The sequence below is a fragment of the Actinoplanes philippinensis genome (genome assembly GCF_900113015.1).
GTDB lineage: Bacteria > Actinomycetota > Actinomycetes > Mycobacteriales > Micromonosporaceae > Actinoplanes > Actinoplanes philippinensis.
This window is the reverse complement of sequence record NZ_FONV01000018.1, coordinates 37,111-58,832: the sequence shown is the minus strand read 5'-3', so window position 1 is coordinate 58,832 and position 21,722 is coordinate 37,111. Positions and strand designations below refer to the sequence as shown.

Genomic DNA, 21,722 nt, shown 5'->3' with positions numbered 1-21,722 from the left:
CCCGGCTCCTCGCGGTGAAGCGCTTTCATCGTGCAAGCCGGGCAATAAAGGCATTTCTGGTACGGCCGTCGACCGGCGGCAGGAGGCAGTACGGTTCCGGAACTTCCCGGGTGAACCGGCTCTGAGCAGCGCTAACGCGGAACCGGTGCCGGAACCGGTTTCGGAGGGCATTGACACCCCTCTACGAGGCTGCGACGGTGGCGGGCAAGAGAGCGGTTTCACAGGTTGTTCCCCCGCTGGAAACCGCTTCGTCACACCCCGAGGAGTCCCGTCCCATGATCACTCCTGCCCGACAACGGCCGCGCTCCGGCCGTACCAGAAGGATTGCCCTTGCCGTTGGTCTCGCCGGCCTGATGGCCGGCTTCGTCGCGGTGACCAGCGGCCCCGCATCGGCCGCCGAAGTGCTCGTCTCGCAAGGGAAGGCGGCCACCGCGTCGTCCACCGAGGCGGCCGGCGCCTACCTCGCGTCCGAAGCCGTCGACGGCAACAACGGCACCCGCTGGGCCAGCGCGTACTCGGCGACCCAGTGGTTCCAGGTCGACCTCGGCGCCTCGACCGCGGTCAGCCGGATCGCGATCAACTGGGAGGCCGCCTACGCCCGCGCCTTCACCATCCAGTTCTCCACGAACAACAGCACCTGGACCCAGGCGTACGCGACGACGACCGGCGCCGGCGGCCAGCAGAGCATCACCGTCTCCGGCACCGCGCGGTACGTGCGGATCAACCTGACACAGCGGGCGCTGGAGGCGTACGGATACTCGTTCTGGGAGTTCCAGGTCTACTCCGGCAACGGCGACACGCCGCCGGACGGGACCACGCGGCTGCTCTCCTACGGCAAGCCGGCCCTCGCCTCCACCTGGCAGAACGACGTCAACTGCAACCCGTGCAGCCCCGACAAGGCGTTCGACAACGACCCGGCCAGCCGCTGGGCGACCAGCTCCACGAACGGCTGGGTCGACCCGGGCTGGATCTCCGTCGACCTGGGCGCCACCGCCCAGATCAGCCAGGTCGTGCTGCAGTGGGATCCGGCGTACGCCCGCTCCTACCAGCTGCAGGTGTCGCCGGACAACGTCAACTGGACCACCTTCTACAGCACCACCACCGGTGACGGTCTGAAGGACGTCGTCAACGCCACCGGCACCGGACGGTACGTGCGGATGTACGGCACCGCCCGCAGCAGCGCCTACGGCTACTCGCTGTGGGAGTTCAGCGTCTACGGCACCGGCGGCAACCCGACCGCCCCGCCCGCACGACCCGCCGACCCCACCTTCCCCGCCACCCGCCTCGTCTTCTCCGACGAGTTCAACGGAGCGGCCGGCAGCAAACCCGACACCGCCAAGTGGACGTACGACCCGGGCGTCCCGCAGAACGGCGAAATCCAGTACTACACCCCGAACAGCGAGAACGCGTCGATGAACGGGCAGGGTTCCCTCGTCATCGAGGCACGCCGGCAGGACTACCAGGGCCGGCAGTACACCTCGCACCGGATGAACACCGGCAACAAGTTCAGCGTCCAATACGGCCGGATCGAGGCGCGCGTCAAGGTGCCCAAGGGCAACGGGCTGTGGCCGGCGTTCTGGCTGATGGGTGACGACTTCCTGCAGGGGCGGCCCTGGCCGTACAACGGGGAGATCGACATCATGGAGGTTCTCGGCCGCAACACCAGCGAGGCCTACTCGACGCTGCACGCGCCGGCTTACAACGGAGCAGGGGGGTACGGCCAGAAGTACGCGACAGTCGACCTGTCCCAGGACTTCCACGTGTGGGCTGCCGAATGGGACAGCAAGGGGATCCGCTTCTTCCTCGACGGTCGTCTCGTCTTCGACGCCGCCAAGGAGACCGTGGAGAACACCCGCGGCCCGTGGATCTACGACCACAAGTTCTACCTGATCCTCAACCTGGCCGTCGGCGGCGACTTCCCCGGCCCGATCGACGCCACCACCCCGTTCCCCAGCCAGATGCTCGTCGATTACGTCCGCGTCTACCAGTGACCGGCGCCGCGGCCTGATCACCTCCGGCGGGTGATCAGGCCGCACCACCGCCTCTGCGGACCGGCCAGGGCAACGGACCACTGCCGGCCGCGATCATGCAGACGCTCCTCGATCGTGTCCGCGTCCGGACGGCGGGCCGGATCACGATCCAGAACCGCGAGCAGCAACGAGGCCAGCGGACCCGCCAGCACCGGTGGATCCGGGGGCTCGCTCAACAGCGCCCGCATCGCCGCGCCGCCGTCGCCCCGCGTGTACGGCGGACGGCCCTCCACCGCGAAATACAGCGTCGCCGCCAGCGACCACAGATCCCCGGCGACCCCCGCCTCCCGGGCCAGCAGGCGCTCCGGGGCGATGTAACCCGGCGAGCCGATCCGCGGGTCCGGGCCGTCACCCCCGATCGCGGCCAGGCCGAAATCGGTGAGCACCACCCGGCCGTACCCCGCGTCGTTGCCGGTCTGCAGCAGCACATTGTCCGGTTTGACGTCGCGGTGCAGGACCCCGGCGGCGTGAGCGCTGCGCAGCGCCGCCACCAGCCGCAACCCGATCGCGGCCACCTCGGCGGGCGCCATCGGGCCGTCCTCGGTGACGACCCGGTACAGCGAACGCGACGGCACGTGCTCCATGACGAGCCAGGCCCGCTCCTCGGTGGTGAACACGTCGTAAACCCGCACCACACCCGGATGGTCCAGCCGGGCGGCGGCCCGGGCCTCCCGCACCGGGCAGGACGGGTTGGTCAGCTCCTTGATGGCGACCGTCCGTTGCAGCAGCGTGTCCTCGGCCCGCCAGACCCGGCCCATCCCGCCCGAACCGACCACCTCGAGCAGCCGATAGCGGCCGGCCAACTCCCCAGCCATGTCCGAACCCCCATCTCGTCGTCGATGGGGGTTCGGAGCCGGGCGGGCCGCGGATGGGCCAGGATCAGACCAGTTCGATCAGGGCGTCCGGCGGGTTCGTCGGTTGTGGCGACTTGGGGGTGCGGGTCGGGTCAGATCCGTCAGGGCGTCCGGCGGGTTCGTCGGTTGTGGCGACTCGGGGGTGCGGGTCGGGTCAGATCCGTCAGGGCGTCCGGCGGGTTCGTCGGTTGTGCCGACTCGGGGGTCCGGGTCAGGCCAGATCCACCAAGGCGTCCAGCGGGGCCGTCGGTTGTGGCGACTCGGGGGCCCGCTCGATGGTGATGCCCACATTCGACATGGCGGGCAGGCCCTCGACGACCTGCACAGCCGCCGACTGGCCCTCGCGCAAGGCGCCTGCCGACGTGGGAGCGCCCGATTGAATGGTCCACATCTGATAGACACGGCCCGCGGCCGGAGCGCTGTCGGCGGTGAGCATGATGACACCCGCATTCTGCAGCCGCGAACTCGACACGGTCACCCGCCCGCCGCTTCTCAACTCCCCGGAACGCGTCTGCACATCCGGGGCGCCGAGGATCGAACGGACCCGGGCCTCGCTCGCCCGCGCGGCCTCCAGGCGGGACTGCGCGTCGCGTACCCGCGAATCCTGCACCTGATAGACGGCTACGCCGGCCCCGGCCGCGGCGACCACCGCGGCGGCCGCGGCAACCAGGCGCAGACCCCGCCGGGACCGGTCCTGCGCCCGCGGGCGCGGCGGAACCGCCGGCGGCAGCTGCCGCGTGTTGCTGATCTCGGCGAGCACGTTGTCGCGCAGCCGCGGCGGCGGAACCGACCAGGCGCCGTCCGCCAGCCGGGCGGTAACCTCGAACAACTCGTCCGCCTCCAGCCGGCACACGTCACAGTCCCGCAGATGCCGATCGAACGCGGCCCGATCGATGTCGTCGAGCGCGTCCAGCACGTAGGCGCCGATCAGCGAGTGGACATCGTTGCGCTCGCGCTTCTCGTGGGGCGCGCTCATGCCGCCACCTCCGGGGTCAGGCAGTCGCGAAGCCTGATCAGGCCGTCTCTCATTCTGCTCTTCACCGTCGGCAACGGCACCCGCAAGAGCTCGGAGACCTGCGGATACGAATGGCCCTGATAGAACGCCAGCGTCACCGCCTGCCGCTGCACCTCGGTCAGCACATCCAGACAGTGCCGCACCTGCTGGCGCTCCAAGCGCACTGCCACCTCGTCGGCGACCTCGTCATACGGGGTGTCCACCGAGGCGGCGCCCACCCGGGCGACCCGGTCACCGGCAGCCTGCTCCGACCGCACCCGGTCCACGGCCCGCCGATGCGCGATCATGAAGATCCACGCGGTGGCCGATCCCCGATCCGGATCCCAGCGGGCCGCCGTCCGCCACACCTCGACCAGAACCTCCTGCGCCACCTCCTCGGCCTGCGCCGGATCCCGCAGAACCCGCCTGACCAGGCCGTAGACACGTGGCGCAACCAGGTCGTACAACCTGCCGAACGCCTTCTCGTCGCCGCGCGCCACCGACCCCAGCAACAGCCCCGCATCCGGCACCGTCTCCGGGGACGGCACCGGAGTCAGATACTCCGGCCGATCCCCGACGCCACGCTCTGCCATCGTTCTCCATCCCGCATCGACTCGTCCGGGTGGGGTTCGGAGCCACCTCGGCGGTGGATGGGTGCCCGATCCTGAACGGCTCGCGAATTCTGCCATCTGGCTACCACGCCTGGCCCGTACGTGTCACCAAACCGGTGAGGTGAGCTGGTCTAGGCTCCCTCCTGAAATCTTGAAATTTGCACTGTGAGGGCGCCGGCTCCGGCCGGATCGTGGTGGGGGCGAGATGAAGACGTGGCCGGTAGTGGCCCTGGTGGCGACGGGCCTGCTGTCGACGACCGGTTGCCTTTCGTCCTCCTCGTCTGGCGCCCTGCCCTCCTCGGCTGCCTCCTCCTCTGCGGCGTCCTCCTATCCGTCCTCTTCATCGGCCGGCTCGTCCTCAGCCGGCTCCTCCTCCACCGGCTCCCCGGCGTCTGGTTCGTCGGGCACGTCGGGCGAGTTCGTGCGGGTGGTGCGCGCCCAACTCGCCGACATCGCCGCCGGCCGGCAGGACGCGGAGATCCAGGCCATTGCCGATACCGCCTGCGCCGCGCTCGCCGCCGGCAACTCCACCGACGAGATCGTGGACACCACCCGCACCCTGGGAACCCTCGACGCCGAGGCCACCGATCACGCCACCGCCCGCGAACTGATCAAACTGGCCATCGACACCACCTGCCTCAACCAGCGAGCCCGGGTCGACGAGTTCTGACGCTCCTTCCTGCGCGTCGTGGGTGGCGGCCCCGTTCTCCTCGACGTTTTTCGTCCTGGTTCTCGCTTCGTCCTCGACTCACTCTCTGTTGGCCCGGTGGTCGCCGCCTCGTCCCCGTCCTCGCCTCGTCGTCTTTCTCGGCGTCGACCATCGGGGCATCCCGCGAAGTGCTTTCGTCGGGCGCAGCCCACCTACCTTCCGGCTGTAGCTTTTCCGGTGCCGGGGGCATCAGCCGGCCAGCAGATGAACCGGTGGCGCCGCGAGCCCATCGAGTGCGGCCGTCGTCTCCAGATCAGCCGGCAGAAGAACGACCAGCCGCTGATCGTCGTCGGCGGCGAGATCCATGACCTCGTAGTCCAGCCGCAGATGCCCGGCCAGCGGATGGACCAATCGCAGCACCCCACTGGACCCGGGCAGCCCCGGAACCGTCTCGACCCGCCGGGTGAAGACCTCGCCGGCCGTGACGGTGAGGTCGTCGGCGAACGCGGCGATGTGGGGGTCAGCCCGGAACGGCCCCTGCTTCAACGCCGCGACCTCCTCGTCGGCGACGTGCTCCCAATCGGGATAGGCCACACGCGCCCGCTCGTCGGTGAGCACGAACCTGGCAACGTTGGGCTGAACGCCGTCCAGCAACCCGATCGGGCCCATCAACCGCTCGTAGCCGGCCGTGTGGGCCAGGATGTCACCGAGGCGGTTGAGCAGCGCCGCCGGCGTGGGATCGAGCCGATCGAGCAGCGACCGCACCGTCGGACGCACGGTGCGCGCCGGAAGGGTGTCACCGCCCAGGCAGTTGTAGGCGGGATCGGACACCTTCGTCAGCCGCAGCAGATGGGCCCGCTCGCCGGCGGACAGCTTGAGGGCGCCGGCGAGCGCCGCCAGCACCTGTGGGGACGGCCGACGATCACGACCCTGCTCCAACCGGGTCAGATATTCCACACTGACCCGGGCGAGCGCGGCCACCTCGGAACGGCGCAGACCTGGGGCACGCCGGCGTGGGCCGGCGGGCAGCCCGACCTCGTCCGGAGTGATCGCCTCCCGGCGCGTCCGCAGGAATAGTCCGAGTTCGTTGTCGTCCACCATCCGACCGTAACAACGCCGCGGACCCTCAAGGTGTCCCTCCTGGTACCACCCTCAGCAGGGCCTCCACAACGGCTTCCGGGAGGCGCAGTCTCGATCCATGAACGACGGACTCATCTTCGGCTTCGGGGCACACACCGACATCGACGACGGGCCGGAGCTGCTCCGGCTTGCTCAGCTGGCCGACCGCGACGGCCTCGACGTCTTCTCCCTGTCCGACCATCCCTATCTGGGCAGCCGCCTGGATGCGTATGCCACGATCGCGTTCGTGCTCGGCAGCACCCGGCGGCTGGCCGGCTTCGCCAACGTCACCAACCTGCCGACCCGCCCCGCAGCCGTGCTGGCCCGCACCGTGACGTCGCTGTCGGCCCTGTCGGGCGGTCGCGTGATCCTCGGCATGGGCGCCGGCGGCCGGTGGGACCGGATCAGCGACATGGGTGTGCCACGGTTGTCGCCGGGGGAGGCCGTGGCCGCCTTCGAGGAGGCGATCGTCCTGGTGCGCAAGCTCTCCGGCGGCGGCCTTCCGGTGAGCCATCACGGCCGCCACTACCGGGTGGAGGGCATCGAGCCCGCTCCGGTCGACGCCGCCCCGGTGTGGACGGGCTCGGTCGGCCCACGGTCTCTGGCCGCGACGGGTCGTGTCGCCGACGGCTGGATTCCCGGTCACGCCGCCGACTGGCTCAGCGCCCGCTATCGCGAGTCGCGGCCGATCATCGACGATGCTGCGGCCACCGTGGGTCGCGACCCGCAGCAGATCCGCACGATCTTCAACCTGCCGGGCCGCATCACCGACCGTCCGCTGGCGGCGTCGCGCGATCGGGACGGCCGCTGGGTCGGAGGCTCCGCCGGCCAGTGGATCGACGAGCTCACCTCGGCGGTCCTGGAGCACGAAGCCTCCGGGTTCCTGCTGTTCTCGCCGTCCGGAGGCACCCCGGATCCGGTCTCCCTGTCCCGCTGGGCTGCGGAGATCGTCCCGGCTGTCCGGGAGGCGGTGCAGTCGGCCGGCCCACGGGCCAGTCCGGACGGTGCCTGAAGAGGGAGGCGAGGCGGCGTGATCCGAAGAGGGGCCGCGAGTGATCCGGTTGAGCCGGAACGGTCTCTGGACGAGGTGGTCGGGTGGCGGGTGCGGGGGTGATGGGTCGTTGCGGGCAGCGGTTCGGCCGAGGTGGGAAGCGGTCCGGTGGCGGGTGCCGGGTTGATGGGTTGTGGCGGCTAGTGGTCCGGACGGACGGGGTGGGAAGCGGTCCGGTGGCGGGTGCCGGGTTGATGGGTTGTGGCGGCTAGTGGTCCGGACGGACGGGGTGGGAAGCGGTCCGGTGGTGGGTGCCGGGTTGATGGGGTCGCGGCGGCTGGTCCGGAGTGGCCCGGTTGCGGGTGCCGGGTCATGCGCTTGCGGCAGCGAGGGGTGCGCACGGTGCCGTCCCGGTTGAGGAGCGATCCGGACGTGGCTGGGCGTGGTCCGAACGCGGGCGGTGGGCCATGCGGACGAGGTCCCGAGCGGCCGGCTCACCTACGACCGGTGGTTGTGAGCAGTTTGTCGGTGGCGGGGGAGGAATGCGGCGGAAGCGGCCACGGGGTTGATCGGTCAGGTGGGAGGTGGCGGGGCGGTTTGGAGGAGGTTCAGGAGGAGGGCCAAGGGCGGCCAACCGGTGCGGCCGGCGCGGACGACTGCGTAGGTGCGCAGGACCGGCCGGGGGTCTCGCAGGAGGAGGAGACGGACGCCGGGGCGAGTGGGCTGATCTGCCGGGAGCAGGCCGACGCCCAGGCCGGCCACCACCAGGTCCTGGAGGAGGAGCAGGCTGTCGGCGCGGTGTGTGACCAACGGGTCGAAGTCGGCCATGCGGGCGATCGTGCGGATCACCTCTTCGTCTGCGGAGCCGCGGGAGTTGGCTATCCATTCGGCATCCCGGTAGCGGGCGAAGACCTCGGGGGCGGGTGCGTCCAGTGGCGGATCGGTGGCCGGCACGCCGAGAGACCATGGCGCCGACCACAGTGGGCGGGAGGTGACTGAGCGGTCCAGAGGAGCGGGAGCGAGGTTGAAGTCGTAGGTCAGGGCCAGATCGATGTCGTCCGACGCGAGCAGGGACAGGGCTTCGATGGGCTCGTGTTCGTGGATCCGTATCCGTACCTTCGGATGGTCGACTGCCAGACAGGCGGCGACCGGCATCAGTGACCGGCGGATGGCCGTGCCGAAACCGGCGACGCGCAGTGTTCCGGCGGGTTCGGCGGTCGGGTCCAGGTCGAGTCGCGCGGCTTCGAGTGCGGCGAGGATGGTCACCGCGTGTTCGGCGAGCCGCCGGCCGGCCGGGGTCAACCGGACGCGGCGGCCCTCCGGCTCGGTCAGCGGGGTTCCGGCTTCGCGACTCAGGGCGGCGATCTGCTGCGACACCGTCGAGGTGGTGGTGTACATCTCATCGGCCACGGCACGCATCGATCCGAGCCGGGACAGCATGAGGAGAGTCTCGAGGCGGCGGACGTCCATGGGTTCATTGTTAAGTGACGACGAACGGTGTGTACATGATTGTCACGTGGACGCGAACGGTAGGAGAGTCGTCTACTTCCAGGCATGACCGCCCTCGCCATGCCACCCCGAACCGCCGTTCGTACCGGTGTCGGATTCGCCGTTGCTTCGATGACCTGCGTGCAACTCGGCCTGGCCGCCTCGGTCGGCCTTGCCGGCGAGATCGGCGCGCTCGGTGTCGGCTGGCTTCGCCTGGCGTGGGCGGGTCTGCTCCTGATGATCCTGGCCCACCCCGCCGTGACCGCACGGATCCGCGTCGCGGCCCGCCGGTTAACTGGAGCCGGAGCCGGAGCCGGAGCCGGAGCCGGAGCCGGAGCCGGAGCCGGAGCCGGAGCCGGAGCCGGAGCCGGAGCCGGAGCCGGAGCCGGAGCCGGACTCGGAGCTGGAGCCGGACTCGGAGCGAGTCAACGCGTCGATGGTGGCCCGATCAGTCGAGCGGGGCTGAGGGCGGCGATCGCTCTGGGCGTGGTCACCGCTGCGTTGATGCTGTTGTTCATGTCGGCGGTGACACGGTTGCCCCTGGGTACGGCAAGCGCTCTGGAGTTCCTCGGTCCGCTCGGTGTGGCTGTCTTCCGTGGCCGGCGTCTGCTCTGGCCGCTGCTGGCCGGTGCGGGAGTGCTGCTGCTGACCTCGCCGTGGCGGGGCGACGTGGATCTGCTCGGCGTCGCCTACGCGTTGGGTGCGGCCGTCTGCTGGGCCGCCTACATTCTGCTCACCCAGCGTGTCGGTGACGAGGTGTCCGGGATCCGGGGGCTGGCGATCTCCATGCCGGTGGCGGGCCTGGTCGCCACTCCGGTAGCAGCCCCGTCGGCAATCACCCTCCTGACTCCTGAGATCGTGCTGGTGGGCCTGTGCGTGGCGGTGCTGGTGCCGGTGGTGCCGTTCGTCCTGGAGCTGCTGGCGCTGCGACGGCTGACGACTGCCGCCTTCGGCACACTGATGAGCCTGGAACCGGCGATCGCCGTGGCCGTCGGCTTCGTCCTGCTGCACCAAGCCCCCGGTTGGGCAGCCCTTGCCGGCATCGCCCTGGTGGTCACGGCCGGTATCGGTGCCGAACGCACCGGCGCCCGCTGAGCACGCGACCCTTGTTGACCACGGGCGCTCATTGGCCATGGGGCGCTTGCTGGACATGCGGCGGTCGTTGACCAGGCGGCGATCGCATAGGGAAAGGCGCGATGATCAGGCGGCGTCCGCGTGGGGAAAGCTCGACCAGCGAGCTCGATCGGCGCTACGGGAGGGCGCTGCGGTACCGGCGGATGTTGATCGCGGGCGGGTCGGGGAATCCTGACGGCATGGCGGTGATACTGATGACCGGGGCGTCCGGCCGGATCGGCAGCCAGCTGCGGAAGCGGCTGGCCCACCACGAACTGCGACTGACCGACCTGTCCCCGGACGGGGACGGTGTGGCGGCGCTGGACGTGACCGACGGCGACGCCGTGGAGCGGGCCGCCCGGGGTGTCGACGTGATACTCCATCTGGGTGGCATTGCCGACGAGCAGCCGTTCGAGGATGTGTTGGACGCCAACGTGCGTGGCACCGAGCGCATCCTCTCGGCAGCTCGCCGGGCGGGTGTCCCGCGGGTGGTCGTCGCCTCCAGCAATCATGCGGCCGGCCTGTGGTCGCGGGACGAGGCCGGCCCGGACGGGCTGCCCGACGATGTGCCGCCGCGGCCCGACTCGTACTACGGGTGGAGCAAGGCGGCGATCGAGTCGCTGACCCGGTTCCATCATGACCGGTTCGGGCTCCACGTCGTCTGCCTGCGGATCGGCCGGTGCGCCGACTACCCCTCGAACCCGCGTGACCTGGCGGTGTGGCTGTCACCGGACGACATGGCGCGGCTGGTCGAGGCGTCTTTGACGGCGACGGGCTGGCATCTCGTCTGGGGTGTCTCCGCGAACACTCGCCGCTGGTGGTCCCGGGCGGGTGGCCGGGCGATCGGCTACGAGCCGCGCGACGACGCCGAGCACTGGGCGGCCGAGGTGGGCGAGCCGGACCCGTCGAGCGAGACGCACCGGTTGGTGGGCGGCGGTAAATGAGTGGCGCCGCGGCCACCGGGCTGATGGAATCCCCGACCAGGGATCCCGGCAGGAGGCTGCCAGGGCCCGGCAAGAGAACGACAAGGGCTTCCGGCAGGAGGCTGCCAGGGCCCGGCAAGAGAACGACAAGGGCTTCCGGCAGGAGGCTGCCAGGGCCCGGCAAGAGAACGACAAGGGTTCTCGGCAGGAGGCTGCCAGGGGCCCGGCAAGTAAGCGACCAGGGATCCCGGCCCGGACACGGCCGGGAACGAGACCGAGAAAGGAGGACGAGCCATGTACCGCACGTCTACCACGCTCACCTCCGGCCGGGCACGAGGCTGACCAGCCGCCCGGCACCACGGGGTGGGCGACTCTCACTGGGAGAACGCCTTGACACCGTTGACCGTCCGACCCGCCGTCATGCCCGGCGAGCTGGATCTCTTCAACTCTTTCCCGTACCCCTTGAACAGCGAGATCATCGGTGACCTGACCGCCGGGCGCCGCCGCCCGGAGTGGTTGTGGCTCGCTCTGCGCGGTGACCGGGTGGTCGCCCGCGCCGCCTGGTGGTCGCGTCCCGGCGACGCGCATCCGCTGGTCATGGACATCCTCGACGTGGCCGACGGTCATGTCGACGACGCGATCCAGCTGGTGACGGCCGCGCTGCCCGATCCGGCGCCCGAGTTCACCAGGTTTCTTCCTCCGCAGTGGCGGCGGTCCGATGACGACCGCTGGATGGCGGTGCTGGAGGCCTGTGGCGCGAAACCGTTCGTGGAGCGGCTGCGCCTGCAGTGGGAGCCGGGGACGCCGATCCCCGCGCCGACCGGCCGGCTGACGTTCCGCCCGCCTCGCGAGGGTGAGCTGATCGACCTGATGACGCTGGTCGTGGAGGGTTCGCTGGACGCGCACACCCGCGACGAGCTGACCCGGATGACCCCGCGCGAGTGTGCCGAGGAGCAGTTCCACGGTGAGCTGCTGAAGTATCCGAGCCCGCAGGAGTGGTGGCGGGTCGCGGAGCTGCCCGGCGGCGAGCCGGCCGGGTTCGTCATCCCGGGGCACAACGGCTACAACCCGATCATCGCCTACATCGGGGTCGTCCCGGCGCATCGCGGCCGTGGCCTCATCGACGACCTGCTCGCCGAGGGGACCCGTGTCCTCGCCGCTCAGGGCGTGCCGCGGATCCGTGCGGCCACCGATGTCGGCAATGTGCCGATGGCGGCGGCTTTCGCTCGCGCCGGATACCGCACGTTCGAACGGCAGGTCGACATGATCTGGTAGGCGTGTGACCCACGTCGAGATCAACGGCAGCGTCCCGTCCGCGGAGGCGCTGCACCGGGCAGTCGTCCAGGGGTTCGGCCACTACACGTCCATGCAGGTGCGCGGGCGTGCGGTGGCCGGGCTCGACCTGCACCTGGCCCGGTTGCGGGAGGCGTCCGCGGAGCTGTTCCCGGACGATCTCGCGCCGCCGGACGGCACGATCGCCGAGTTGATCGGCCACGCGCTGCGCGACGAGCGGGACGCTTCGGTGCGGGTGACGGTGCTGCCCGGCATGGACGTCCTGGTGTCGGTGAGCGAGCCGGTCCCGGACGTCCCGCGACCGCCGCTGCGCGTGCGCGCCGTCCGCTACGAACGTGACCTGCCCCATCTCAAGCATCGCGGCACGCTCGCGCAGACCCAGCACGCCCTGCAGGCGAGACGCGCCGGTTTCGACGACGTGCTGTTCGTCGGCCACGGCGGCCTGATCCTGGAGGGCTCGGTGTGGAACGTGGTCTTCTGGGACGGCGACCACATCGTCTGGCCGCAGGCGCCGATGCTGGCCGGCATCACCATGCAGGCGCTGCGCCGCACCATGACCGACATGGCCGTCCCACAGGTCGAACGCCGGCTCCCGCTGAGCGGGACAACCGGCCTGACGGCCGCGGCGGCCACCAACTCCCATCTCCCCGACCAGGCGATCCTTTCGATCGACAAGACCGGCTTCCCGGCGTACGGCCACCTGACCGCCCTGCTGCGCCGGGTCTGGGAGGAGGTCCCGTGGCAGACGATCCCGGCGTGACCGGCGCGGCAACCGGCGTGTTCACCAGTTGTGCAGGGTGCCGTCCTCGAGGCGGTTGACCGGGAGGGCGGCCGGGCGGTACGGGTACTGGGCCGCCAGTTCCTCGTCGATGTCGACGCCGAGCCCCGGCTCCTCGGACGGGTGGAGGTAGCCGTCGGCGAAGTGGTACCCGTGCGGGAAGACGGCGTCGGTGGCCTCGGTGTGGCGCATGTACTCCTGCAGGCCGAAGTTGGGGATGGCCAGGTCCAGGTGCAGCGCGGCGGCCATGCAGACGGGGGAGAGGTCGGTGGCGCCGTGCGAGCCGCTGCGGACGTGGTAGAGGCTGGCCAGGTCGAAGATGCGGCGCAGATGGCTGATCCCGCCGGCGTGCACGACGGTCGCCCGGATGTAGTCGATGAGCTGTTCGCTGATCAGCTGCTGACAGTCCCAGACGGTGTTGAAGACCTCGCCGACGGCGATCGGGGTGGTGGTGTGCTGCCGGATCAGGCGGAACCCCTCCTGCAGTTCGGCCGGGACCGGGTCCTCGATCCAGGTCAGGTTGTACGGTTCGAGGCTCTTGCCGAGCCGGGCCGCCTCGATCGGGGTGAGCCGGTGGTGCACGTCGTGCAGCAGTTTCAGGGTGGGCCCGAACTCGTCGCGGACCCGGGCGAACACCTCCGGCACGTGGTCCAGGTAGTGGGCGGTGGACCAGGTGTTCTCGGTCGGCAGGGCGGCGTCGGCCGGCTCGTAGAACAGCCGGTCCTTCGACACCCCGTAGGTGCTGGCCAGCCCCGGCACACCGGTCTGCACCCGGACCGCCTTGTAGCCGAGGTCCACATAGTTGGCGATCTCGGGGAGCACGGCGTCGACGGTGTCGGCGTTGGCGTGGCCGTAGACGGTCACGCCCTCCCGGGACCGGCCGCCGAGCAGCTGGTAGACGGGCAGCCCGGCGACCTTGCCCTTGATGTCCCACAGCGCGGTGTCGACGGCGGCGATGGCGCTCATGGTCACCGGCCCGCGCCGCCAGTACGCCCCCCGGTACAGGTACTGCCAGGTGTCCTCGATCCGCGAGGCGTCCCGGCCGATCAGCGCCGGGATCACGTGCTCCTGCAGGTAGGCCGCGACGGCCAGCTCGCGCCCGTTCAAGGTCGCGTCGCCCACCCCGTACACCCCCGAGGTTGTCACGATCTTGAGGGTGACGAAGTTGCGGTCGGGGCAGGTCACGATCACCCGGGCGTCGGCGATTTTCACTACGGTCCTCCTGAGACGGGTGCCAGGAGATTCGACTTTATCGATCTAGAGCGGTCCGACCAACCATTCCGGGGTGCCCATGCGTTCGACTGGTGTGGACAGCGACTTCGCCGCCTTCGTCGAGGCACGCCAGCATCGGCTGCTGCGCTCGGCGTACCTGGTCTGCGGCGACCACCATCTCGCCGAGGATCTGCTGCAGGGCGCCCTGGTCAAGCTCGCCCTGCGGTGGGGCCGGGTGCGGGAGGGCGACCCGGAGGCGTTCCTGCGCACGGTGATGTACCGCGACGCGGTCTCGTGGTGGCGCCGGTTCCGCCGGGAGCGCCTGATCGACGCCCCGCCGGAACGCGCGGCCGGCGGTGACGACGTGCCGGGCCGGCTGGTCTTCGAGGCGGCGTTGCGGCGGCTGCCGCCACGGCAGCGGGCGGTGCTGGTGCTGCGGTATTTCGACGACCTCACCGAGGCCCGCACCGCGGAGATCCTCGGCGTCACCGTCGGCACGGTGAAGAGCCAGGCCAGCGCGGCCCTGCGCAAACTGCGCGAGCTGGCGCCCGAACTCGGCGAGATGGCCGGAAGGGAATGACGATGACGGCTGACCGGCTCACCGAGCTTTTCGAGGAGACGTCCGCGGACGTGACACCGCCCGCGTTCGCCGCCTCCGCGTGGGCGACCGCCCGCCGGGTCCGCCGCCGGCGTCAGGTGCTGGCCACGGTGGCCGCGTTCGCCGCTGTCGTCGCGGTGACCGTGCCGGTGCGTGGCCGGGACCGCGACGACTTCCGGCCGGCCCCACCCGCCCCGGCGCCGTCGGTGCCCGTGCCGTCGGCGCGGGTGGTGACCGGAGGGGTCGATGTGGTGCCCCCGGCGCCCGTGGTGCGGCCGGTGTCGCCGCTGCCCGCCGACTTCACGATCCCGGCCGACGCCCCGAAACTGTCCGGGCATCCGGTGGACCGGGCGGTCGCGGTGGTCCAGGAGTACGACCCGGAGTCGGCGGACCAGTCGATGCGGCCACTGCACGTCCTGGACGCGGCGGGCGCATGGGTCCGGATCGATGTGGGCGACTTCGGGCGTACCCACGACGGGGGTGGAAACGAGGCGGACCCGCTGCGCCCCACCTCCCTCTCGCCGGACGGCCGCCGCGTCGCCGTGCCGCAGCCGGAGGCGCTCGTGGTGATCGACCTGCCCGCGGCTAAGGCCCACCGGATCCCGGTGCCCGGCCTGAACGAGCAGGTCATGTGGTCCGGCGACGCGATCGTCCTGGTTGGCCAGGGGTCGGCCGGTGTGGTCCGGGTCGACTGGGCCGCCGGAACCGTCGCACCGGAGCCGGCCGCGATGTCGGCCTGGCACGGCGGCGGCAGCCCGGTCGCCTCCGGCGACATCGCCGAGCTGATCGGCGCGGAAGGTGGCCGGAAGGTCCGGGTGTGGCGGCCCGGCGACGCCCGGCCGGTCCGCGAGCTTCCGGTCGACCTCGGCCTGGTGCGGCCGTCCGGCTATGCGATGAGTGAGTGGTACGGTCCGGCCATCCCCGATCGGACCGGACGCGTCGCCGCCGCCGCGTGGGGCGACCACACGCCCGCCGAGGGCGTGCGGCATCTCGGCGGCGTGCAGATGGTGACCGTGGTGAACACCGCCAACGGCCTGGTCGAGCGGCTCCTCGACCTCGGCGTGGACCGCTGGAAGAGCTGCTGTGCCGCCCTCGATTGGATCGACGACCAGACTCTGCTGGTGAAGACCGACCTGGAGGGCCTGATCACGTGGGACGTCCGGACCGGTGAGATCACCCGGGTCACCACCGGTCCGGTCCGGGCCACCGTCTCGATCAGGCTGCCGTGACGCTCACTTGTGGTTGACGCCGTGCATCAGGGCCAGGATGGCCCGGTTGAGCGGGACCGGCACACCGTGCTGCTCGCCGAGGCGCACCACGGCTCCGGTGATCAGCTCGTGCTCGGTGGCGCGGCCGGCCAGCCGGTCGTACAGCATCGACGTGCCGTCGTCGGCGGCGAAACCGTCGTAGATCTCCAGGGTGTGGTCGATGTCGGCGTCGGAGAGCCGCGCGCCGGCCGCCCGGCCCACGGCGATCGCCTCGTCCAGCAGGGCGCGGGTCAGGTCGCGGACCGCCGGCTCGTGCTGGATCACCGACATCCGCTTCATGGTCAGTGAGGTGACCGGGTTGGCGCCGACGTTGGTGAGCAGCTTGCGCCACGCCGCCGTGGAGAAGTCGGCGACCCGCTCGACGTGCAGCCACGACCCGTCGAGCAGGGCCGCGAACCGGTCGGCGGGGTCGGTCGCGGTCGCGCTGATCCGCCCGGCGCCGGTGGCCGACGGCTCGTCGAAGGTCGCGCGGGCGGTCTCGGCGATGGTGCCCGGCCCGCCGGGGACGGTGATCCGCGCGCCCATCCGGTGCAGCACGTGCCCGGGGCCCAGCGACTCGGCCGCCACGTAGACCAGCGCCGGCAGCACCCGTGTGCCGCGCGGCACCAGCGGCTCGATGCGCTCGGCGTGGTCCACGCCGTTCTGCAGCACGACGACGGTGGTGCCGGGGCCGATCAGTGGCCCGAACCAGGCGGCCGCCCCGGCCGCGTCCTGCGCCTTGGTGGCCAGCAGCACCCAGTCGACCTCGGTCGCCGCGGACGGGTCGACGAGCACCTCGACGCCGATCTCCCGCACGCTGTCGGCGCGCTCGACGACCAGGCGGTCGATCGGCCGCCGTGCGCAGACGACGACGTCGTGCCCGGCGTCTACCGCAGCAGCCGCAACCACCGTGCCGACCGCGCCGGCCCCGATCACCGCGACGCGGGTCCGTCTTGTGGACATGAACCAGCCTCCCGAAGTAACTGAGAATGTTTTCTCACTTCCCAGTTTCCGGGAGATCCTTTTCGGCGGTGTTACGCCACCGCAAAACCCTCGGTGATCCGCCCCACTCATAGGATCACCGGCATGACGGACAGGCCACGGCGCGGTGACGCCCGGATGCGGCGGTCCGCGCTGCTGGCCGCGGTGGGAGAGCTGCTGGCCGAGCGCGGCCCCGGATTCTCGCTGGCCGAGGCGGCCGGGCTGGCCGGGATCTCGACGGCCACCGCCTACCGGAACTTCTCCGACACCGCGAGCGCGATCGACGCCTTCTACGCCGAGCTCAGCGGCGAGCTGCTGGAGACCTTCGACCGGCTGCCGGCCACGGCCGATCCGGTCGCCGACATCCGCGCGGCGTGCGGCGAGTGGGTGGCGCAGGCGTCCCGGTGGGGTGCGGCGGCGGTGCACGTACGATCCCCGCGCGGCGTGCTGGCGCGGCGTGCCGACTCGTTCGTCGGCGGCCTCTACGAGCGTCTCGGCCGGCTGGTCGGGCGGGCCGTCGACGGCGGCGCCGTGCCCGCGCAGGACGTCCGGTTCGCCGTGCTGATGTGGGTCACGATCTTCGACGAGCGGGTCGTCGTCGACCTGACCCGCACCCTCGGCTGGACCACGCAGCAGGCCGCCGACCATCTCACCGGCGCGCTGCTGCGGGTCCTCGGCCTGCCCGCGGTCAGCTGACCGCGGCGACCGCCTCGAGGATCGTCTCGGCGACGGCGTCCGGCTGGGAGACCGGCAGGGCGTGGCCGGCGCCGGGGATCTCCCGCTGGACGCGGCCTTCGGCCCGCTTCGCCATCCACCGCATGGCCTCGGCGGGAATGTTGCGGTCGGCCTCACCCCAGATGAAGAAGCCGGGGAGGGTACGCCAGACCGGCTCGCCCTCGGCCAGTCCCTCGGTGAGCGCGGCCTCGGTGACCGGACGCTGGGTGACCGCCATCAGCGCGGCCGTCGCCGGGTCGACGTCGGCGGCGAACTGCTGCGGGAACTTCGCCGTCTCGATGGACAGCTCGACGCCGCCGCCGGTCAGGGTGCGGGGGACGACGGCGCCGCCGAGGGTGCTGCCCTCGAACTTGCCGGACAGCTCCAGCGCGCTCTCGCCCGCGTCCGGGGTGAACGCGGCCACGTAGACCAGCGCCTTGACGGCCTCGTCGCCGGCCGCCGCGGCGGTGATGACCTGACCGCCGTACGAGTGACCGACGAGGATCACCGGGCGGCCGAGCGAGGCGACCACGTCCCGCACGTACGCGGCGTCACCGGAGAGGCTGCGCAGCGGGTTCGCCACGGCCAGCGTGGTGACCCCCGCCTCGGCCAGCTTCGCCGCGACCCCGTTCCAGCTGGCCGACTCGGCGAACGCGCCGTGCACCAGGACGACCACCGGTTTCTCGGACATGAGTACCTCCCGTTGTGTTCCGACGACGCCGGAACCTACGGCGAGCTTGTGGGCGGTCAGTGACAAACGAGTGCATCCGTCCGGGGCGATTGAGCTATTGTTGCCGACGACCTTTCACAAGGCTGGAGAAAGACATGGCAGGGGACGACGACATCGCGGGGTGAAGACCCCGCCCCGGCCGCCCGCGTGGCGGCTGCCTTCGTCGTGCCCTGAAATCCGATTCCTTCAGTGGGGTTCACCATGTCTTTTTCCGTCTCCGAGCTCTCCTTCTCCTGGCCGGACGACACCCCGGTCTTCGACGGTCTGTCCCTGACCGTCCCGGAGGGCCGCACCGGCCTCGTCGCGATCAACGGCGCCGGCAAGTCCACGCTGCTCAAGCTCGTCGCGGGTGAGCTGCGGCCGGCCGCCGGCACGATCACGGTCCGTGGCACGCTCGGCTATCTGCCCCAGCATCTGCCGTTCGCGTCCGAGCAGACCGTGGCCGAGGTGCTCGGCGTGGACCGTACGATCGCGGCCCTGCACGCCATCGAGGGCGGCGACGCCGCCGAGGAGCACTTCGCGGTCGTCGGCAATGACTGGGACGTCGAGGAGCGCAGCCGGGCCGAGCTGGACCGGCTCGGCCTCGGCGACGTCACCCTCGACCGCCGGCTCGACACCCTCAGCGGCGGCCAGGCCGTCTCCCTCGGTCTCGCCGCCGAGCTGCTGAAACGGCCCGACGTGCTGCTGCTCGACGAGCCCACCAACAACCTCGACCGCGTGGCCCGCGAGCGGCTGATCGCCGTGGTCCGAGCCTGGACCGGCACGCTGCTGGTGGTCAGCCACGACCGGGAGCTGCTCGACGAGATGGACCGGATCGCCGCCCTCGACCACGGCGACGTGGAGTGGCACGGCGGCGACTACACGTCCTACGAGGAGGCCGTGGCCGCCGGCCGGGAAACCCTGGAGCGGCAGGTGCGCAGCGCCGAGCAGGATCTCAAGCGGCAGAAACGGGAGGCCCAGCAGGCGCGGGAGCGGGCGGCCCGCCGCGCGTCGACGGCGTCGCGCAACCTGGCCAGCGCGGGCCTGGCCCGGATCCACGCCGGCAACCTGAAACGCGGCGCCGAGGTGTCCGCGGCCCGCGCCGCCGACGTGCACGGCGACCGGGTCGGGCAGGCGCAGGCGCGGTACGACCGGGCCAGCCGGGCCGCCAAGCAGGACGACCGGATCGTCCTCGACCTGCCCGGCACGAACGTGCCGGCGGGACGCACCGTCTTCCACGGCGAGTCGCTGACGGCGCGCTACGGGGAGCGGGAGATCTTCTCCGGTGTGGACCTGACCGTCCGCGGGCCGGAGCGGATCGCGCTGACCGGCCCCAACGGCGCGGGCAAGTCGACGCTGCTGCGGCTGATCGAGAAGGGCGCCGTGGGCCGCGTCGCCTACCTGTCGCAGCGCCTCGACCTGCTCGATCCGGCCCGTACGGTGGCCGAGAACCTGGCCGCCTTCGCTCCGGCGCTGCCCGACGCCGAGCGGATGAACCTGCTGGCCCGGTTCCTGTTCCGGGGCGCCCGCGCGCATCTGCCGGTGTCGGTGCTCTCCGGCGGTGAGCGGCTGCGGGCCACCCTGGCGTGCATCCTGTTCGCCGAGCCGGCCCCGCAGTTGCTGCTGCTCGACGAGCCGACGAACAACCTGGACCTGGTGAGCGTCGGCCAGCTGGAGAACGCGCTGAACGCCTATCAGGGCGCTTTCGTGGTGGTCAGCCACGACGAGCGGTTCCTGGCCGAGATCGGCGTCGAGCGATGGCTGCATTTGTCGGGCACCTTGCGGTCGACGTCGGATAAGTGACTGTATTTTCACCCGTACCGCTTTTCACCCGCCCGGGCCGGCCGGGTGGCCGTAGCGTTGTCGCCGATGCGGGACCCGGACGGGCGGACTCACTGCCCCCGCCCGTCCGGGTCTCGCGTGCCGCTTCTTTGGGATGGTTCTTGGACAGTGACATTGACTTGACGGCGGTAAGGGAATCGCATGAAGGCCTCCTAAGTGAATCACCAGTGGGTGGAGGCGCTCATGTCCCTTGAACTGGACCGCAGGCTGGCCGAGACCGGTACCCGGTTCCGGATCTTCCCGCAGCCCCGATTCCTGCAGAAGGCCGACGGATCGGGGCCGCTCTTCCCCGAGCCCGAGCAGGTCACGATCTCCGTCGAGCCGGGCGCCATGCAGGCCGGGCCCGGTGACGACCGGATGTTCGTGGTCGACGCGATCGGGAAGCTGCCGTACAACCGGTTCTTCCGCCCGCCCTTCCGCGGCGAGGCCCGGCCACCGGTCGCGGCCGGCGACGACGGTCATTTCGATCACCTCGATCCGGCGAGCCGGGAATTCTCGGCGGCCACCATGTACGCGACGGTCCGGCGCGTCCTCGACATCTGGGAGGACTACTTCGGGCGTACCATTCAATGGCATTTCGAATCTGATTTCTCGCGCCTCGAAATGATCCCGTTGATCGAATGGGACAACGCCCAGTCCGGCTACGGCTTCCTGGAGTTCGGATTCGGGCGCAAGCCGAACGGCACGATCGATCACGACCGGCCGTACTGTGAGAATTTCGACGTTCTCGCCCACGAGCTGGGGCACAGCATCATCTTCGCCGAGGTGGGGGTGCCGGCCAGCCCGCGCGACGAGGGCATCGACTACGGCGGCATGCACGAGTCGGCCGGCGACCTGGTCGCGATCGTGGCGTCACTGCACTTCCACTCGGTCGTCGACCTGCTGCTCGACTCGACGAAGGGCAACCTGCTCACCATCAACGGCCTCGACCGGGTGGGTGAGCTGTCGGACAGCCGGGAGATCCGGGTCGCGTTCAACTCGCGCCGCATGTCCGACGTCGGCGAGGAGCCGCACGACCGGTCGCTGCCGTTGACCGGCGCGATCTTCGACACCATGGTCGAGGTGTTCCAGCAGGAGCTGGTCGCCCGGAAACTGATCAGCGAGGATCTGCGGACCCGGTCGACGAACCTGCCCGGCACGTCCCAGGACCTCGACGAGATCCAGGCCGAGTTCACCGCGGCGTACACCGGCAACGAGGCCGCGTTCAAGGACGCGCTGCTGCGCGCCCGCGACTATCTGGGCCGGCTGCTCGCGGTCACGTGGAGCAACCTCTCCCCGGACTTCCTCACCTACCACGGCATCCTGCGGGCGCTGCTGCAGGCCGACCGGGAGATCACCGGAGGCGAGAACGTGCCGATCATCCGCGCGTGCTTCGCCTGGCGGGAGATCGCCCCGGTGCCGACGTCGCTGCTGCTGCGCCAGCACACCATCACCGCCTGCGGCTTCACCGCCGGCAAGGGCCCGACCTTCGCCGAGTCCGGCGCCCCGGTGGACCCGCAGATCCCGGCGCCGCGGGTGAACGGCGTCACGACCGCCGCCCGGCTCTGATCGACCGTTCGGGGACGCGGGCTTGACT

At 71.0% G+C, this 21,722-nt stretch carries 21 protein-coding genes; 12 read left to right on the top strand and 9 right to left on the bottom strand.

Going from position 1 to position 21,722, the window contains the following annotated elements; translation table 11 throughout:
• Positions 1-353 precede the first annotated feature (353 nt).
• Entirely contained in the window at positions 354-1,991 is a 1,638-nt protein-coding gene (locus tag BM290_RS50865; RefSeq protein WP_275413320.1) for a galactose-binding domain-containing protein, read from the top strand.
• Positions 1,992-2,008: 17 nt separating this feature from the next.
• On the opposite strand, the gene BM290_RS38355 is transcribed toward BM290_RS50865, so the two are convergent.
• The 3 genes from BM290_RS38355 to sigK all read right to left on the bottom strand — a co-directional run bounded on the left by BM290_RS38355 (position 2,009) and on the right by sigK (position 4,471).
• Positions 2,009-2,845 (bottom strand): serine/threonine-protein kinase, encoded by an 837-nt coding sequence (locus BM290_RS38355; RefSeq protein ID WP_093620869.1) that lies wholly within the window; start codon positions 2,843-2,845, stop codon positions 2,009-2,011.
• A 250-nt stretch (positions 2,846-3,095) separates the two neighbouring features.
• Positions 3,096-3,860, bottom strand: a complete 765-nt coding sequence (locus tag BM290_RS38350) for an anti-sigma factor (RefSeq protein WP_093620868.1) — start codon at positions 3,858-3,860, stop codon at positions 3,096-3,098.
• On the bottom strand, positions 3,857-4,471 hold the full coding sequence (sigK, locus tag BM290_RS38345; protein WP_093620867.1) for an ECF RNA polymerase sigma factor SigK: 615 nt from the start codon (positions 4,469-4,471) through the stop codon (positions 3,857-3,859). Before sigK ends, BM290_RS38350 begins: the two co-directional genes overlap by 4 nt.
• A 223-nt stretch (positions 4,472-4,694) precedes the next feature.
• On the opposite strand from sigK, the gene BM290_RS47720 reads away from it, so the two are divergent.
• The gene (locus BM290_RS47720; protein WP_143134081.1) at positions 4,695-5,159 is read left to right on the top strand and encodes a hypothetical protein; all 465 of its coding nucleotides are present in this window, start codon (positions 4,695-4,697) and stop codon (positions 5,157-5,159) included.
• Positions 5,160-5,387: 228 nt separating this feature from the next.
• On the opposite strand, the gene BM290_RS38335 is transcribed toward BM290_RS47720, so the two are convergent.
• Entirely contained in the window at positions 5,388-6,239 is an 852-nt protein-coding gene (locus BM290_RS38335) for a helix-turn-helix transcriptional regulator (protein ID WP_203779733.1), read from the bottom strand.
• A gap of 97 nt (positions 6,240-6,336) precedes the next feature.
• Between BM290_RS38335 and BM290_RS38330 the strand changes: the two genes are divergently transcribed.
• Positions 6,337-7,269, top strand: a complete 933-nt coding sequence (locus BM290_RS38330) for an LLM class flavin-dependent oxidoreductase (RefSeq protein WP_093620865.1) — start codon at positions 6,337-6,339, stop codon at positions 7,267-7,269.
• Between the two features lie 552 nt (positions 7,270-7,821).
• Here the strand turns inward: BM290_RS38330 and BM290_RS38325 are convergent.
• The gene (locus tag BM290_RS38325) at positions 7,822-8,718 is read right to left on the bottom strand and encodes a LysR family transcriptional regulator (protein WP_093620864.1); all 897 of its coding nucleotides are present in this window, start codon (positions 8,716-8,718) and stop codon (positions 7,822-7,824) included.
• Between the two features lie 309 nt (positions 8,719-9,027).
• Entirely contained in the window at positions 9,028-9,165 is a 138-nt protein-coding gene (locus BM290_RS49315) for a hypothetical protein (protein ID WP_218163312.1), read from the bottom strand.
• 96 nt (positions 9,166-9,261) lie between these two features.
• Between BM290_RS49315 and BM290_RS49310 the strand changes: the two genes are divergently transcribed.
• The 4 genes from BM290_RS49310 to BM290_RS38305 all read left to right on the top strand — a co-directional run bounded on the left by BM290_RS49310 (position 9,262) and on the right by BM290_RS38305 (position 12,825).
• Entirely contained in the window at positions 9,262-9,831 is a 570-nt protein-coding gene (locus BM290_RS49310; RefSeq protein WP_203779730.1) for an EamA family transporter, read from the top strand.
• 218 nt (positions 9,832-10,049) lie between these two features.
• Positions 10,050-10,793 (top strand): NAD-dependent epimerase/dehydratase family protein, encoded by a 744-nt coding sequence (locus BM290_RS38315; RefSeq protein ID WP_177320073.1) that lies wholly within the window; start codon positions 10,050-10,052, stop codon positions 10,791-10,793.
• Positions 10,794-11,162: 369 nt separating this feature from the next.
• A complete protein-coding gene (locus BM290_RS38310) occupies positions 11,163-12,047 on the top strand; it encodes a GNAT family N-acetyltransferase (protein ID WP_239144013.1) in 885 nt (294 codons plus the stop codon).
• 4 nt (positions 12,048-12,051) lie between these two features.
• Positions 12,052-12,825 (top strand): aminotransferase class IV, encoded by a 774-nt coding sequence (locus BM290_RS38305; protein WP_093620860.1) that lies wholly within the window; start codon positions 12,052-12,054, stop codon positions 12,823-12,825.
• 21 nt (positions 12,826-12,846) lie between these two features.
• On the opposite strand, the gene manD is transcribed toward BM290_RS38305, so the two are convergent.
• Positions 12,847-14,055 (bottom strand): D-mannonate dehydratase ManD, encoded by a 1,209-nt coding sequence (gene manD / locus BM290_RS38300; protein ID WP_093620859.1) that lies wholly within the window; start codon positions 14,053-14,055, stop codon positions 12,847-12,849.
• 79 nt (positions 14,056-14,134) lie between these two features.
• On the opposite strand from manD, the gene BM290_RS38295 reads away from it, so the two are divergent.
• Both BM290_RS38295 and BM290_RS38290 read left to right on the top strand, forming a co-directional pair.
• Positions 14,135-14,635, top strand: coding sequence for a SigE family RNA polymerase sigma factor (locus tag BM290_RS38295; RefSeq protein ID WP_093620858.1), 501 nt, complete (start codon positions 14,135-14,137; stop codon positions 14,633-14,635).
• Between the two features lie 2 nt (positions 14,636-14,637).
• Positions 14,638-15,882 (top strand): hypothetical protein, encoded by a 1,245-nt coding sequence (locus BM290_RS38290; RefSeq protein ID WP_093620857.1) that lies wholly within the window; start codon positions 14,638-14,640, stop codon positions 15,880-15,882.
• 3 nt (positions 15,883-15,885) lie between these two features.
• On the opposite strand, the gene BM290_RS38285 is transcribed toward BM290_RS38290, so the two are convergent.
• Complete coding sequence (locus BM290_RS38285; protein ID WP_093620856.1) at positions 15,886-16,863, bottom strand: 2-dehydropantoate 2-reductase; 978 nt, start codon at positions 16,861-16,863, stop codon at positions 15,886-15,888.
• Positions 16,864-16,986: 123 nt separating this feature from the next.
• Here BM290_RS38285 and BM290_RS38280 point away from each other — a divergent pair, with 123 nt between their 5' ends.
• Positions 16,987-17,577 carry a TetR/AcrR family transcriptional regulator gene (locus BM290_RS38280; protein WP_143134080.1) on the top strand — a complete coding sequence of 197 codons (591 nt, stop codon included), beginning with the start codon at positions 16,987-16,989 and terminating at the stop codon, positions 17,575-17,577.
• Here the strand turns inward: BM290_RS38280 and BM290_RS38275 are convergent.
• Complete coding sequence (locus BM290_RS38275; RefSeq protein WP_093620854.1) at positions 17,570-18,286, bottom strand: alpha/beta fold hydrolase; 717 nt, start codon at positions 18,284-18,286, stop codon at positions 17,570-17,572. The two genes, BM290_RS38280 and BM290_RS38275, sit on opposite strands and share 8 nt — an antisense overlap.
• Positions 18,287-18,526: 240 nt before the next feature.
• Here BM290_RS38275 and BM290_RS38270 point away from each other — a divergent pair, with 240 nt between their 5' ends.
• Positions 18,527-20,107 carry an ABC-F family ATP-binding cassette domain-containing protein gene (locus tag BM290_RS38270; protein WP_093620972.1) on the top strand — a complete coding sequence of 527 codons (1,581 nt, stop codon included), beginning with the start codon at positions 18,527-18,529 and terminating at the stop codon, positions 20,105-20,107.
• A gap of 222 nt (positions 20,108-20,329) precedes the next feature.
• On the top strand, positions 20,330-21,694 hold the full coding sequence (locus BM290_RS38265; protein ID WP_203779728.1) for a gluzincin family metallopeptidase: 1,365 nt from the start codon (positions 20,330-20,332) through the stop codon (positions 21,692-21,694).
• Positions 21,695-21,722 lie beyond the last annotated feature (28 nt).

Excerpts from the sequence above, each read along its gene's own strand:
- BM290_RS50865 (WP_275413320.1), top strand. The coding sequence starts at position 354 with ATGGCCGGCTTCGTCGCGGTGACCAGCGGCCCCGCATCGGCCGCCGAA.
- BM290_RS38355 (WP_093620869.1), bottom strand. The coding sequence starts at position 2,845 with ATGGCTGGGGAGTTGGCCGGCCGCTATCGGCTGCTCGAGGTGGTCGGT.
- BM290_RS38350 (WP_093620868.1), bottom strand. The coding sequence starts at position 3,860 with ATGAGCGCGCCCCACGAGAAGCGCGAGCGCAACGATGTCCACTCGCTG.
- sigK (WP_093620867.1), bottom strand. The coding sequence starts at position 4,471 with ATGGCAGAGCGTGGCGTCGGGGATCGGCCGGAGTATCTGACTCCGGTG.
- BM290_RS47720 (WP_143134081.1), top strand. The coding sequence starts at position 4,695 with ATGAAGACGTGGCCGGTAGTGGCCCTGGTGGCGACGGGCCTGCTGTCG.
- BM290_RS38335 (WP_203779733.1), bottom strand. The coding sequence starts at position 6,239 with ATGGTGGACGACAACGAACTCGGACTATTCCTGCGGACGCGCCGGGAG.
- BM290_RS38330 (WP_093620865.1), top strand. The coding sequence starts at position 6,337 with ATGAACGACGGACTCATCTTCGGCTTCGGGGCACACACCGACATCGAC.
- BM290_RS38325 (WP_093620864.1), bottom strand. The coding sequence starts at position 8,718 with ATGGACGTCCGCCGCCTCGAGACTCTCCTCATGCTGTCCCGGCTCGGA.
- BM290_RS38315 (WP_177320073.1), top strand. The coding sequence starts at position 10,050 with ATGGCGGTGATACTGATGACCGGGGCGTCCGGCCGGATCGGCAGCCAG.
- BM290_RS38295 (WP_093620858.1), top strand. The coding sequence starts at position 14,135 with ATGCGTTCGACTGGTGTGGACAGCGACTTCGCCGCCTTCGTCGAGGCA.
- BM290_RS38290 (WP_093620857.1), top strand. The coding sequence starts at position 14,638 with ATGACGGCTGACCGGCTCACCGAGCTTTTCGAGGAGACGTCCGCGGAC.
- BM290_RS38285 (WP_093620856.1), bottom strand. The coding sequence starts at position 16,863 with ATGTCCACAAGACGGACCCGCGTCGCGGTGATCGGGGCCGGCGCGGTC.
- BM290_RS38280 (WP_143134080.1), top strand. The coding sequence starts at position 16,987 with ATGACGGACAGGCCACGGCGCGGTGACGCCCGGATGCGGCGGTCCGCG.
- BM290_RS38275 (WP_093620854.1), bottom strand. The coding sequence starts at position 18,286 with ATGTCCGAGAAACCGGTGGTCGTCCTGGTGCACGGCGCGTTCGCCGAG.
- BM290_RS38270 (WP_093620972.1), top strand. The coding sequence starts at position 18,527 with ATGTCTTTTTCCGTCTCCGAGCTCTCCTTCTCCTGGCCGGACGACACC.
- BM290_RS38265 (WP_203779728.1), top strand. The coding sequence starts at position 20,330 with ATGTCCCTTGAACTGGACCGCAGGCTGGCCGAGACCGGTACCCGGTTC.